This window comes from Caulobacter sp. (assembly GCF_049283275.1).
GTDB lineage: Bacteria > Pseudomonadota > Alphaproteobacteria > Caulobacterales > Caulobacteraceae > Caulobacter.
Map to the genome: position 1 here is coordinate 1 of NZ_JBAPVS010000193.1, position 12,971 is coordinate 12,971.

Genomic DNA, 12,971 nt, shown 5'->3' on the forward strand with positions numbered 1-12,971 from the left:
CGCTGGCGCACGGGATCGCCTGCAACACCGCCGGCGGCAGCCACCACGCCCAGGCCGACACCGGCGCGGGCTTCTGCGTGTTCAACGACGTGGCCGTGGCGGCGCGGCGGCTGCTGGCGGAGGGCGCGGTCGGCAAGGTGCTGGTCGTCGATCTCGACGTCCACCAGGGCGACGGCACCGCAAGGATCTTCGAGGGCGACGCCAGTGTCTTCACCTTCTCGATGCACGCCGAGAAGAACTTCCCAGCCCGCAAGGCGGTCAGCGACCTGGACGTCGACCTGCCGGACGGCATGGGCGACGAGGCTTATTTGGAAACGCTGTCCGGCATCTTGCCGGATCTGCTGGCCCGAACGGCGCCGGACCTGGTGTTCTTCAACGCCGGGGTCGATCCGCACGCGGACGACAAGCTGGGGCGGCTGAGTTTGAGCGACGAAGGCCTGGCGCGGCGCGAGGCGTACGTCCTGAGCTCATGTCTGGAAAGGGGGATCCCCGTGGCGGGGGTGATCGGCGGCGGATACGACGCCGACATCGATCGTCTGGCGCATCGTCACGCCCTTCTCCACCGGGCGGCCCGCGAGGCTCTGAAGGCCTGAAGGGTCGCGCTCCGGTGGAGCTACGCGGCGATCACTTAGAAGCTCGAGACGAGCGAACCGGCGATCACGACGAGGGGCAGCATGGCCAGAACGATGCTGGCGAAACCGGAAAAGGCGTTGTTCGAGAAGGTCATTGTCTTAGTTCCCTGTTGCTCCGGCGCGCCGTCCGCGTCCGGTGATCAGGGATATAGGCCCGCGGGATGGTGAACACCCGTTACCTTTGCTTCATGAAGCGTTTTTAAGAAACTTTGTCGCGGAAAAGGCGCATTACAGGGGTGTAATGTGACTATTACCGGGCTTAATGTAGCAATATTTTACCCTCGAAGACCCCTGTTCGCCGCGCATTGAAGGTCGATAGGGCGCAAACCCGGGGTTGTCCTTTCGACCCCTGGCGAACGCCGCCCGGTCAGTCCTCCGCCGAGGTCAGCAGGAAATGGCCGCGCAGGGCGGCGATCGGCGCGGCGCGCTGCTCCTGCCAGGCCTCGACATGGACGTTGGCGATCCGCCGGCCGACCTTCTTGATCTGGGCGCGGGCGAAGGTGGTCAGAGGCCGGCCCGTGCGCAGATACTCGATCGAGACGTCGATGGTCCGGGGCTGGCGCTTGAGAGGTTCGGCCACCGACAGCTGGGCCAGGGCGGTCATCTCCATGAAGGCACCCAGGACGCCGCCATGGATGGCCGGCAGTATCGGATTACCGACGATGTGGTCGGAGAACGGCAGGATGGCGGTCATCTCGTCGCCGGCCAGCTCGGCGCGCATGCCGATGAACTTGGCGTAGGGGATCGAGCCGAGGACGGCGATCAGGCGGGTGTCGGCGTCACTCATGCGGCGTCTCCCTTGCCCGGAGTCGTGGAACGCGGCGGCTTGAAGTTGGCGCCGGGCTTCTTGCCGGCGCTGGAGTCCAGCATGAAGGCGGCCTGGGCGGCGGCGACCGGGTCTTCGGGATCGTCCTCGTAGGCCACCGCCCGCACGAAGGCGACCGAACGGGTGACCTTGTAGCAATGGGCGCGAGCCAGCACGTCGCGACCCGGCTGGGCCGGCCGCATATAGTCGATGCGCAGGTCCAGGGTGGCGATCGAGGTCCATTGGCTGAGCGCGGCGTGCACCGCCTGGCCGCTGGCGTGGTCGAGCAGGGTGGTCACCACGCCGCCGGCGATCACCCCCGTCTCCGGGTCGCCGACGATCTCGGGACGGTAGGGAACCTTCAGGATGGCGACGGCGTCGCCGATCTCCAGGGTCTGAAAACCCAGGGCCCGCGCCTGGGGGCTGCCCTCGTTCATGGTGTTGGCGATCAGTCGATGCTGCTCGCCGGCGCTCAAATCCGTGCTCATGGGATAGGTTTATAGCCGCGCGCGTTGCCATATCCATCGTGATGAAGCCTCAAGACCTGATCTGTCCGAAGCCCGACGGGCTCTACTGCCCGCCCGGAGACTTCTACATCGACCCCGTCCGCCCCGTGGACCGGGCGGTGATCACCCATGGCCACGCCGATCACGCCCGGGCCGGCCACGGCGTGGTGGCGGCCACGCCCGAGACCCTGGCGATCATGGCCGAGCGCTACGGCGAGGATTTCGCGGGGCGTCGCGAGCCGATCGCCTATGGCCAGAGCTTCACCCACAACGGCGTCGAGGTTTCGCTGGTCCCGGCCGGCCACGTGCTGGGCTCGGCCCAGGCCGTGATCCGATGGAAAGGCATGACCATCGTGATCTCCGGCGACTACAAGCGCCGCCGCGACCCCACCTGCCCGGCCTTCGAGCCCGTGCCCTGCGATGTGTTCGTGACCGAGGCGACGTTCGGCCTGCCGGTGTTCCGCCATCCCGACGACGCCGGCGAGATCGCCGCCCTGCTGAAATCGGTCGAGCAGTTCCCCGAGCGCTCGCACATCGTCGGCGCCTATGCCCTGGGCAAGGCCCAGCGGGTGATCAGGCTGTTGCGCGAGGCCGGCTGGGACAAGACGATCCACGTGCACGGGGCCATGGAACGGCTGAACCGCCTCTACGGCCGCCACGGCGTCGACCTGGGCCTGCTGGCGCCGGCCACGACCGGGACCAAGAAGGACTTCGAGGGCGCGATCATCGTCGCCCCGCCCTCGGCCCTGGCCGACCGCTGGTCGCGGCGCTTCCCCGACCCGGTCGACTGCTTCGCCAGCGGCTGGATGCGGGTGCGGGCGCGGGCGAGGCAGCGCGGGGTCGAACTGCCGCTGATCATCTCCGACCACGCCGACTGGGACGAGCTGACCGCCACCCTCGACGAGCTGCGCCCCGGCGAGGTGTGGATCACCCACGGCCGCGAGGAGGCCCTGGAGCGCTGGTGCGACCTGGAGGGCATCCCGGCCCGCGCCCTGCGTCTGGTGGGCTATGACGAGGAGGAGGGGGAGTGATCCTTCTCCCCTTGCGGGAGAAGGTGTCGGCAAAAGCCGACGGATGAGGGGTCTCCCAGACCTATCCGCCGTGCGCGGCTGACCCGTCCATCGACCCCTCACCCGACCTCGCTCCGCGAGGCCACCCTCTCCCGCAAGGGGAGAGGGCGTCACGCCACCTTGAACGTCGCCCGCGCCCGCGCCACCGGCTTGTCGTCGGCCCGCACCGTGGCCTCGGCGTAGCACAGGCTCTTGCCCGGCTTGATGAAGTCGGTGTCGAAGGCCAGCCACTGGCCCAGCTGGGCGGCGGCGATGTAGTCCAGGCCCAGCGAGACCGTGATCAGCCCCTTGCTGGGGATCTGGAGCTTGGACAGCACCACGCCGCACGACAGACCCATGGCGTTGTCGGCCAGGGCCGCGATCAGGCCGCCATGTGGGCCGCCGCGCGAATTGGTGTGCGGCTCGCGCACCTCCACCGCCAGAACCCAGCGGTCCTCGCGGATGTCGGCGAAGATCGGCTCCCACGGCATGGTCAGCGGGCTCTTGCGCGGATGGGGAACGAAGGGCTCGGGCGGGGTCATGGTCGCCTCCTGGTCCGGACATCGGACGAAATTGATTCCAAACAGGTGTTCGAATTGACTTCAAGGCTCGCCGTGACGCCGCTAACTGGGGCTCATCATATTAGGCTTGTAAATTATATGCTGGCGTCTCCGTGCGCGCCTGTTAGCTTGACCTTAGTGACAAGGGGAAGAGACACATGCGCATCGGCGTCATGGCGGCCTGTCTAACGGCTTCAAGCATCATCCTGGCGGGATGCGGCCAGAATGGCGGCGGCAATGAGATGGCCGCGGGGGACGTTTCCCTAGGCATGCAGCCACCGGCGGTCGCCAAGGCCGCCCTTCCACCTGCCAATGCGCCGGCCCCGCCGACCGGGACTGCTGTGGCCGCGCCAATGATCGCTTACGTCTACAACGACGTCATCTGGGCCCCCGCCAACCGGGTCAAACCGTTGATGCAGCTGCACCAGAAGGCCTGCGTCGACGCCGGGCCGATCGTCTGTCAGGTGGTGTCGGTCCAACAGAGCCAGGGCGAGGACGCCAGCGCCACGCTCGAGCTTCGGGCTACGCCGGCGTGGGTCGCCAAGTTGCATGGACGGCTGGATGGCGACCTCAAGGCGGCTGGCGGGCGGATGACCCATTCGGAGGTCAGCAGCGAGGATCTGACCCGGTTTATTGTCGACGGCGAGGCCCAACTTCGGGCCCAGACCACCTTGCGCGACCGCTTGCAAAAGCTATTGGCCGAGCGCCCCGGCGACCTGGCCGAGTTGCTGGAGGTCGAGCGCGAGCTGGCGCGCGTACAGGGTGAGATCGACTCGGCTCAATCGACCTTGGCCGTGATGAAGACTCGGGTGGCGACTTCGAGCCTGACCCTGACCTACCAGTCTGAGCAGCCGACGGCGCGGGCGGCGGGTTCGTGGGGCGTGCTGGTCGAGGCCCTGCGCGACATCCAATCGACGCTGGCCTCCAGCCTGGGGCTCTTGGTGAAGATCGCGGCCTTCGCCCTCCCTTGGCTGCTGATTATCGGTCTGCCGCTCTGGCTGCTGCGCAAGCGCCTGCCGCGCCTGGGCCGGAAGCCGAAGGCGTCGGAGTAACACCAACCCACCTCGCGCGTTGAAGGACGACCATGCGCGCCTTCGCCCATCTTCTCGACCGGCTGTCCCTGACCAGCTCGCGCAACGCCAAGCTGACCCTGATCAAGGACTTCCTGCGCGAGACGCCCGACCCTGAGCGCGGCTGGGTGCTGGCGGCCCTGACCGGGGCGCTGTCGTTCAACGCGGCCAAGCCGGCCTTCATCCGCAAGGCGGTGGAAAGCCGGATGGACGCCCAACTGTTCGCCTGGTCCTACGACTATGTCGGCGACCTGGCCGAGACCGTCGCCCTGGTCTGGCCGCAACAGCCCGGCGCCAACCGTGAGCCGGACCTGTCGGAGGTGGTCGAGAGCCTGCGCACGGCTTCGCGCACCGAAGTGCAGCGGCTGATCGAGGGCTGGCTCGATGCGCTCGACCCCGACGGCCGCTGGGCGCTGCTGAAGCTGATGACCGGCGGCCTGCGGGTCGGCGTTTCGGCGCGGCTGGCCAAACAGGCCTGCGCCGACTTCGGCCAGGTCGAGATCGGCCAGGTCGAAGAGGTCTGGCACGCCATGACCCCGCCCTATGGCGACCTGTTCGCCTGGCTGGAGGGCCGTTCGGAACAGCCCTCGCCCGACGCGCCCGGACGATTCCGGCCGGTGATGCTGGCCCAGGCCATCGATGAAGCCGTCGACTTCGCCAAGCTGGATCCGGCCGACTACGCCGCCGAATGGAAGTGGGACGGCATCCGGGTCCAGGCGGTCAGCGAGCGCGGCGAGAAGCGCCTCTACACCCGCACCGGCGACGACATCTCGGCGACCTTTCCGGACGTGGTCGAGGCCCTGAGCTTCGAGGGCGCGATCGACGGCGAGCTGCTGGTGATGCGGGGCGGGGCGGTGGCCAGCTTCGGCGACCTGCAGCAGAGGCTGAACCGCAAGACGGTGGACGCCAAGCAGCTTGCGACCTTCCCGGCCGGCATCCGGGCCTACGACCTGCTGCTGGACGGCGAGACCGACCTGCGCGGCCTGCCGTTCGCCGAGCGGCGCCGGCGGCTGGAGGCCTTCGTGGCCCAGGCCAGGAGCCCGCGCATCGACCTGTCGCCGATCCAGCCGTTCGAGACCTGGGAAGCCCTGGCCGCCCTGCGCGCCCAGCCGCCGGAAGGCGACCCGGCGATCGCCGAAGGGCTGATGCTCAAGCGCTGGGACAGCGTCTACGAGCCCGGCCGACCCAAGGGCCCGTGGTTCAAGTGGAAGCGCGATCCCCGCCTGATCGACGCGGTGCTGATGTACGCCCAGCGCGGGCACGGCAAGCGATCCAGCTACTATTCCGACTACACCTTCGGGGTCTGGCAGGAGGATGACACCGGGACGCGGCGCCTGACGCCCGTCGGCAAGGCCTATTTCGGCTTCACCGACGAGGAGCTGAAGCAGATCGACAAGTTCGTGCGCGACCACACCGTCGAGCGGTTCGGGCCGGTGCGCTCGGTGCGCGCCGACCTGGAGTTCGGCCTGGTGTTCGAGGTGGCGTTCGAGGGGTTGCAGCGCTCGACCCGCCACAAGTCCGGCGTGGCCATGCGTTTTCCCCGCATCAGCCGCATCCGCTGGGACAAGCCGTCGCGCGAGGCGGACGAGCTGGAGACCCTGGAGCGGATGCTGGACTAGGGGTTAGTGGACCCCCGCCCCCTCGGCGGCCGGCGCGCCCGAACCGGCATGGAACATCCGGCCCTTCTCGGTGATCAGCACGGCCACCAGGCCGGCGATGCCGAAGCCGGCGAAGCCCAGCGTCAGGGGCACGGTGGTGCCGTCGAACAGCTGGCCGATCCCGAAGCCGAACAGCGCCCCGCCGATGGTGGTGATGAACCCCTGCACCGAGGCCGCGGTGCCGGCCAGATGGCCCAGCGGCTCCATGGCGATGGCGCCGAAGTTCGACATCACCAGGCCGAAGCAGAACATCATCCCCGCCTGCAGCAGTGAGAAGGTCCACAGGGTCTCATGGCCGCTGACCGCCACCAGGGCGTGGACCACCGCGAAGGCGATGTAGCCGAACAGCGCGACGTGCGAGACCAGCCGCATGCCCAGGCGGCCGACGACGCGGGAATTGAGCAGGGACGAGACGGCGATGCCGCCGGCGATCGCCGCGAAGATCAGGGGGAACGACCGGCCCGCCCCCAGCATCTCGAACACCTGCTGAGCCGAATTGAGGAAACCGAACAGGCCGCCCAGCACCAGGGTGGCGGCCAGGGTGTAGCCGACGGCGACGCGGTTGGTCAGGCACACCTTGAACGCCGCCAGCACCGGGGTGACCTCCAGCGGCACGCGATCCTGCGGATGCAGGGTCTCAGGCAGCTTGAGCCACGACCAGGCGATCACCGCCAGGCCGAAGATCGACAGCACGCCGAACACCCACGGCCAGGGCGCGACCAACAGGATGGCCTGACCGACGGACGGGGCGATGATCGGCACGCCCAGGAAGACGATGAACGACAGCGACATCACCCGCGCCATCTGCCGGCCGCTGTAGCAGTCGCGGACGATCGAGACCGACAGCACCCGCGTGGCGGCCGCCCCGACCCCGCACAGAACGCGGGCGGTCAGCAGCATTTCGAACGAAGTGGCGAAGGCGCAGAGGGCGGCGAAGACGACATAGAGCGACAGCCCCACCATCAGAACCGGCTTGCGCCCGAAGCGGTCGGCCAGCGGGCCGTAGACGATCTGGGCCACGCCGAAGCCCAGCAGATAGGCGGTCAGGATCCATTGCCGCTCATTGGCGCTGGCCACGTTCAAGGCCTCGCCGATCTGCGGCATGGCCGGCAGCATCGAGTCGATGGCCAGGGCGTTGGTGGCCATCATCGCCGCGATCAGGGCGACGAACTGGCCAAAGCCCATGCCGGGATGGGGCCCCGGGTTGGGGCGAGCCGGGTTTGCGATGGTGCTGGACGACATGACGCTCTTTCACGGGCCGGGACGCCGAAGCGCCGGCGGGCGCGAGACGCGATAGCCGCGATATAGGGCAAGGATGGCCGGTCGCCAAACAGACCCGCCTCCAGGACCGCCGTCAGAAGCCGCTCCGCCTAACCGTTGAAGGCCCGGATGGCGTCGATGATCCGCTGCTGGTCGGCTTGCGACAGATACGGATGCATCGGCAGGGCCAGCACCGTCTCGGCCTTGGCCTCGGTCACCGGCAGGCCGCCGGCCCCGCGCGGGAAGTCCGCATAGGGGGCCTGCACGTGCATCGGCACGGGGTAGTAGACCGCCGTCGGTATCCCCTGCGTCTTCAGGTGGGCGGCCAGGCCGTCGCGGTTCTCATGCTCGATCACGTACTGCGCCCAGACCGAGACGCCGCCGTCGATGACCTTGGGCGTGGCCAGCACCGAGCCCTTCAGGCCCTCGGCGTAGCGGTCGGCCACGATCTGCCGCAGGTCGATCTCCTCGGCGAAGATGGCCAGCTTCTCGATCAGGATCGCCGCCTGGATGGTGTCGAGCCGCGAGTTCATGCCGATGCGGGTGTTCAGGTACTTAGTGTCGTGGTCGAACGTGCGGCCCACCAGGTCGGGAGCCACGGCCTTGCCGTGCACCCGGAAGCTGTCCATCAGGTCCCACAGGTTCTGGTCGTTGGTCAGCACCGCCCCGCCGTCGCCGTAGCAGCCCAGCGGCTTGGCCGGGAAGAAGCTGGTGGTGGCCACGTCGGCCCAGTGCAGCGGGTGCTTGCCGTCCAGGGTGCAGCCGAAGCCCTGGGCGCTGTCGGAGATCAGCTTCAGGCCTTCGCGGTCGCAGATCGCCTTGAGCACCGGATAGTCGGCGGGCTGGCCGAACAGGTCCACGGCGATCACGACCTTGGGGACCAGCCGGCCCTCGGCCTTGATCCCGGCGATGGCCGTTTCCAACTTGGCGGGATCGAGGTTGAAGGTGTCGGAAAGCACGTCGACGAACACCGGCGTCGCCCCCACCCAGGGCACGACTTCGGGCGTCGCGGCGAAAGTGAAGGATGGGCAGAACACAGCGTCGCCGGGCCCCACGCCCCAGGCCATCAGCGGCAGGGCGATGGCGTCGGTGCCGTTGGCGCACGACAGCGCCAGCTTGGCCTGGCCGAACGCCGCCAGCTTGGACTCGAACTCGCGCACCTGCGGACCCATCACATAGGCCCCGCTGTCGAGGACGGCGGCGATCGCGGCGTCGATCTTGTCGCGGATCCGGCGCTGCTGCGCGGCGAGGTCGATGAAGGACATGCTCATGAGCGGCGCTCTTAGAGGCGGATCGGCTCGGGTTCGAGCCAATTGATGTAACCGACTGTTTCCAAAGCGCGAAGCGAGGCCGAGATGGGAACGGCTACGAACCTGGCTCGTTGACGGTTCGGCGCGGGGGCGCCATCGAGGGCTTCATGCAGACCAAGCCCAGCCTGATCCCCGCCGAAGCCCTCCCCTCCCTGGCCAAGGTCAAGGCCGACGAGACGATGCTCGGCCATTTCCTCGACTGGCTGGGCAAGCTGGCCGTGAACCTGGTGGTCGCCACCCTGATCCTGGTCGTCACCTTCTGGGTGGCCGGCTGGCTGGCGGGCGTGGCCCGGCGCGGCCTGGGTCGGATGCATCGCAAGAACCCCGACCCGACGCTGGAGAGCTTCCTGTCGTCCCTGGTGCGCTACGCGGTCGTGGCCGTGGGCCTGGTGGCGGTGCTGCAGCAGTTGGGCGTGCAGGCCACCTCGATCCTCGCCGTGCTGGGCGCGGCTTCGCTGGCCATCGGCCTGGCCCTGCAAGGCGCGCTGTCGAACGTGGCGGCCGGGGTGATGATCCTGCTGTTTCGGCCCTACAAGGTGGGCGACGTGATCGAAACCTCGACCCGCAACGGCACCGTCAAGTCGCTGGACCTGCTGTTCACCGAGATCGCCACCCCTGACAACGTCAAGGTGATGATCCCCAACAGCAAGGTGTTCGGCGACGTCATCCTCAACTACTCCACCCACCGCCACCGGCGGGCCGACGTGGTGTTCAAGGTTCCGCTGAAGACCGATCTGGTCACGGTGCTGCAGAAGATGCGCGAGCGGGCCGAAGGCGATCCGCGGGTGCGCAAGGACCCTGTCCCGATGATCGAGGTCGTCGACCTTTCCGAAGCCTTCGCCCAGGCCGCGATCCGCGTCTGGACCGCCAAGGAGGACTACGGTCCGGTCAGGACCGACCTGATGCTGGCCGCCCACCTGTGGGCCGAGGACCCGACCCGGGTCCTGCCGCCGCCCCGCCCGTCCAAGGCCCCGGACCCCTCGCCGGTCATGCCCGGCGATCCGGGGCATCACCTGTTCAGACTGCCAAGGCCTCGGAGAGGTCGGCAATCAGGTCCTCGCAGTCCTCGATCCCCACCGAAAGCCTGATCAGGGTGTCGGAGATGCCCAGCGCCGCGCGCTGGGCGGCCGGGATCGAGGCGTGGGTCATGATGGCCGGATGCTCGATCAGGCTCTCCACCCCGCCCAGGCTTTCGGCGAGCGTGAACAGGCGCGTGCGCTCCAGCATCCGCTTGGCGGTGTTCACATCGCCTTTCAGCTCCACCGAGATGATCCCGCCGAACCCGCCCAGCATCTGGCGCTTGGCCAGCTCATGCTGGGGGTGCGTGGGCAGGCCGGGATAGATCACGCGCGCGACGTCCTTGCGGGTCGACAGCCACCGGGCGATCGCCAGGGCGCTGTCGCAGGCCCGCTGCATGCGCAGGGCCAGGGTCTTGACGCCGCGCAGGGCCAGGAAGCTGTCGAACGGCCCCAGCACCGCGCCCACGGCGTTCTGCAGGAACTTCAGTTTCTCGGCGATCTCGGCGTTGTCGCCGACCACCGCCACGCCGGCCACCACGTCGGAGTGGCCGTTCAGGTACTTGGTGGCCGAGTGCATGACGATGTCGAAGCCCAGCTCCAGCGGCCGCTGGACGAACGGGCTGGCGAAGGTGTTGTCGGCCACGGTGATTAGGCCGTGTTTCTTGGCCAGGGCCGCGATGGCGGCCAGATCGGCCAGGCGCAGCATCGGATTGGTGGGCGTCTCGACCCAGATCATCTTGGTGGCCGGGGTGATCGCCGCCTCGATGGCCGCCAGATCGCCCATGTCGACGAAGGTGAACGCCAGGCCCGCCGAGCGCCTGCGCACCTTGTCGAACAGCCGGAACGAGCCGCCGTAGAGATCGTCGCTGGCGATCACATGCGCGCCGCTGTCGAGGATCTCCAGGATCGTCGAGGCCGCCGCCAGGCCCGAGGCGAAGGCGAAGCCGGCCGCGCCGCTCTCCAGATCCGCGATGCAGCGTTCGAACGCGAAGCGGGTCGGGTTGTGGCTGCGGCTGTACTCGAAGCCCTTGTGCTCGCCCGGGCTGGACTGGACATAGGTCGAGGTCGCGTAGATCGGGACCATCACCGCCCCGGTCGTCGGATCGGGGAACTGGCCGCCGTGGATGGTGCGGGTGGCGAAGGCCAGGCGGTTCTTGCCGGGGATGTCGGTCATGGAAAGTCCTTGGGCCGCCCTTGTTCCCAAGGTTGTCTTGGCGACAAGCTCAGGATGAGGGCTATTTCGAGCGACGGCATTCAACAACCTCATCCTGAGCTTGTCGAAGGACGAGATTGTTGTAGCGCGGCCTAAGCGCTCATACGCAGGTGATTGATCAGGTCCACCCGGGTGATCACCCCGACGAATTCCTCGCCGTCGCAGACCAGCGCCACCTCGTCGCGGTCGAACACCTCCGGCAGGGCCTCGACGCCCTGGGTCGACTGCAGGGTGTTGACCGCCTTGGTCATCGCCTTGCCGACCAGGGTCTTGAACTTGGGCCCGCGGTCGTCGTCCGCCCCCTCGACCGCGGCCAGGACGTCGCTCTCGTCGAGAATGCCGACCAGCTTGCCGTGATCGACCACCGGCAGCTGGCTGATGTCGCTGCTGCGCATGCGGTTGTAGGCGGTCAGCAGGGTGTCGTCCGGGCCGATCGCCACCACCCCGCCGTCGGCGTAGCGCTTGGCGATCAGGTCGCGCAGGTCGCCGTGCAGCTCGCGCTGGTCGAAGCCGTGGGCGGCCAGCCACATGTCGTTGAACATCTTGGTCAGGTATTTGGAGCCCGTGTCGCAGACCAGGGTCACCACCCGCTTGGGCTCCGTCTGCTCGCGGCAATAGCGCAAGGCGGCCGCCAGCAGGGTGCCTGACGACGAGCCGGCCAGAACGCCCTCCTTGCGCAGCAGCAGGCGGGCGGTCTCGACGCTCTCGCGGTCGCTGATCGAATAGGCGTGCTTGACCAGGCTCATGTCGGCCACGGCGGGGATGAAGTCCTCGCCGATGCCTTCGACGATCCACGAACCGGCCTCGCCGTGGCGGCCGGTCGCCACATATTCGCAGAGGATCGAGCCGACCGGATCGGCCAGCACCATCTGCGTCTTGGGCGAATGCTTGGCCATGAACCGGCCGATACCGGTCAGGGTGCCGCCCGAGCCGACGCCGACCACCACCGCGTCGACGTCGCCGCCCATCTGCTCGAAGATCTCGGGCGCCGTCGTGGTCTCATGGGCCAACGGATTGGCCGGGTTCTCGAACTGGTTGACGTAGATGGAGCCGGGGATCGACTGGGCCAGGGTCTGGGCCATGTCCTGGTAGTATTCGGGGTGGCCCTTGCCGACGTCGCTGCGGGTCAGGCGCACGTCCACGCCCATGGCCCGCAGGTGCAGGATCTTCTCCCGCGCCATCTTGTCCGGCACGATCAGGATCAGCTTGTAGCCCTTCAGGGTCGCCACCTGGGCCAGGCCCAGGCCGGTGTTGCCGGCGGTGGCCTCGATGATCGTCCCGCCGGGTTTGAGGCTGCCGTCGGCCTCGGCCGCCTCGATCATCGAGCGGGCCACGCGGTCCTTGATCGAGCCGCCGGGGTTCTGGTTCTCCAGCTTCAGGAACAGCCGGCACGGCCCGGTGTCGAGGTTGTGAACCTCGATCATCGGCGTGTGGCCGATCAGATCGAGTGCGGAACCGACGACCGGAGGAAGGCCGAATTTGGGGTCGTTCATGGCGCAACTCGGCGACAGAGAGAAATGATCTCCCAATCTAGGCCGGTTTCACGAAAGCGCAAACGCCGTTAGACGAGCTTTGCCACAAGCCCTTGCAGGCCTAGGCCCCGCAGGCCGCGAGCCGGTCCATCCGCCATTCGCGGGCGAACTTGCGTCCGACCAGGACATCCTCGAACACCACCTTGCGGCGCTCGCCCGAGAGCTCCGGCGCGTTGTGGATCATCACGAACGGAAAGCCGTTGCGCGACAGGAAACTCTGGACGAATCCCGAAAAGCGCAGAGCCTCCTCGGCGGAGGCGATGCAGATGTCGACGGCGATGTCGGCGGCGTTCATGGGCGCGCTCCCGAAAGCGGTTACTGAGACCCTAACGCACGAACTCGCAAATGCGAACAACC

The 12,971-nt window shown here is 67.9% G+C and carries 13 protein-coding genes; 5 read left to right on the top strand and 8 right to left on the bottom strand.

The features are described 5' to 3' along the window. Window positions 1–593, top strand: a 593-nt coding sequence (locus WAL33_RS10420) for a histone deacetylase (protein ID WP_422181089.1), incomplete at its 5' end; no start/stop codon positions are given. Between the two features lie 406 nt (window positions 594–999). On the opposite strand, the gene WAL33_RS10425 is transcribed toward WAL33_RS10420, so the two are convergent. Together WAL33_RS10425 and WAL33_RS10430 are read right to left on the bottom strand one after the other, a co-directional pair. Further along, window positions 1,000–1,419: a PaaI family thioesterase gene (locus tag WAL33_RS10425; protein WP_422181091.1), complete on the bottom strand. Its 420-nt coding sequence runs from the start codon at window positions 1,417–1,419 to the stop codon at window positions 1,000–1,002. Next, window positions 1,416–1,913: a PaaI family thioesterase gene (locus WAL33_RS10430; protein WP_422181157.1), complete on the bottom strand. Its 498-nt coding sequence runs from the start codon at window positions 1,911–1,913 to the stop codon at window positions 1,416–1,418. The genes WAL33_RS10425 and WAL33_RS10430 overlap by 4 nt, the downstream gene beginning before the upstream one ends. Window positions 1,914–1,966: 53 nt before the next feature. On the opposite strand from WAL33_RS10430, the gene WAL33_RS10435 reads away from it, so the two are divergent. After that, window positions 1,967–2,974 (top strand): ligase-associated DNA damage response exonuclease, encoded by a 1,008-nt coding sequence (locus tag WAL33_RS10435; RefSeq protein ID WP_422181093.1) that lies wholly within the window; start codon window positions 1,967–1,969, stop codon window positions 2,972–2,974. 149 nt (window positions 2,975–3,123) lie between these two features. Here the strand turns inward: WAL33_RS10435 and WAL33_RS10440 are convergent, their stop codons facing one another. Further along, entirely contained in the window at window positions 3,124–3,534 is a 411-nt protein-coding gene (locus tag WAL33_RS10440) for a PaaI family thioesterase (protein ID WP_422181095.1), read from the bottom strand. Between the two features lie 371 nt (window positions 3,535–3,905). On the opposite strand from WAL33_RS10440, the gene WAL33_RS10445 reads away from it, so the two are divergent. Together WAL33_RS10445 and WAL33_RS10450 are read left to right on the top strand one after the other, a co-directional pair. Then, complete coding sequence (locus WAL33_RS10445) at window positions 3,906–4,604, top strand: DUF4349 domain-containing protein (protein WP_422181097.1); 699 nt, start codon at window positions 3,906–3,908, stop codon at window positions 4,602–4,604. A gap of 32 nt (window positions 4,605–4,636) precedes the next feature. Next, window positions 4,637–6,241: a cisplatin damage response ATP-dependent DNA ligase gene (locus WAL33_RS10450; protein ID WP_422181099.1), complete on the top strand. Its 1,605-nt coding sequence runs from the start codon at window positions 4,637–4,639 to the stop codon at window positions 6,239–6,241. Between the two features lie 3 nt (window positions 6,242–6,244). Here the strand turns inward: WAL33_RS10450 and WAL33_RS10455 are convergent, their stop codons facing one another. Then, window positions 6,245–7,465, bottom strand: a complete 1,221-nt coding sequence (locus WAL33_RS10455; RefSeq protein WP_422181159.1) for a multidrug effflux MFS transporter — start codon at window positions 7,463–7,465, stop codon at window positions 6,245–6,247. Between the two features lie 185 nt (window positions 7,466–7,650). Next, window positions 7,651–8,811 carry a DegT/DnrJ/EryC1/StrS family aminotransferase gene (locus WAL33_RS10460; RefSeq protein ID WP_422181101.1) on the bottom strand — a complete coding sequence of 387 codons (1,161 nt, stop codon included), beginning with the start codon at window positions 8,809–8,811 and terminating at the stop codon, window positions 7,651–7,653. A 146-nt stretch (window positions 8,812–8,957) separates the two neighbouring features. On the opposite strand from WAL33_RS10460, the gene WAL33_RS10465 reads away from it, so the two are divergent. Continuing rightward, on the top strand, window positions 8,958–9,938 hold the full coding sequence (locus tag WAL33_RS10465; RefSeq protein WP_422181103.1) for a mechanosensitive ion channel family protein: 981 nt from the start codon (window positions 8,958–8,960) through the stop codon (window positions 9,936–9,938). On the opposite strand, the gene WAL33_RS10470 is transcribed toward WAL33_RS10465, so the two are convergent. The 3 genes from WAL33_RS10470 to WAL33_RS10480 all read right to left on the bottom strand — a co-directional run bounded on the left by WAL33_RS10470 (window position 9,868) and on the right by WAL33_RS10480 (window position 12,909). Then, window positions 9,868–11,043 carry a trans-sulfuration enzyme family protein gene (locus WAL33_RS10470; RefSeq protein WP_422181105.1) on the bottom strand — a complete coding sequence of 392 codons (1,176 nt, stop codon included), beginning with the start codon at window positions 11,041–11,043 and terminating at the stop codon, window positions 9,868–9,870. The genes WAL33_RS10465 and WAL33_RS10470 overlap by 71 nt on opposite strands. A 131-nt stretch (window positions 11,044–11,174) precedes the next feature. Continuing rightward, window positions 11,175–12,575, bottom strand: a complete 1,401-nt coding sequence (locus tag WAL33_RS10475; protein WP_422181106.1) for a pyridoxal-phosphate dependent enzyme — start codon at window positions 12,573–12,575, stop codon at window positions 11,175–11,177. 100 nt (window positions 12,576–12,675) lie between these two features. Continuing rightward, complete coding sequence (locus tag WAL33_RS10480) at window positions 12,676–12,909, bottom strand: hypothetical protein (protein ID WP_422181108.1); 234 nt, start codon at window positions 12,907–12,909, stop codon at window positions 12,676–12,678. Window positions 12,910–12,971 lie beyond the last annotated feature (62 nt).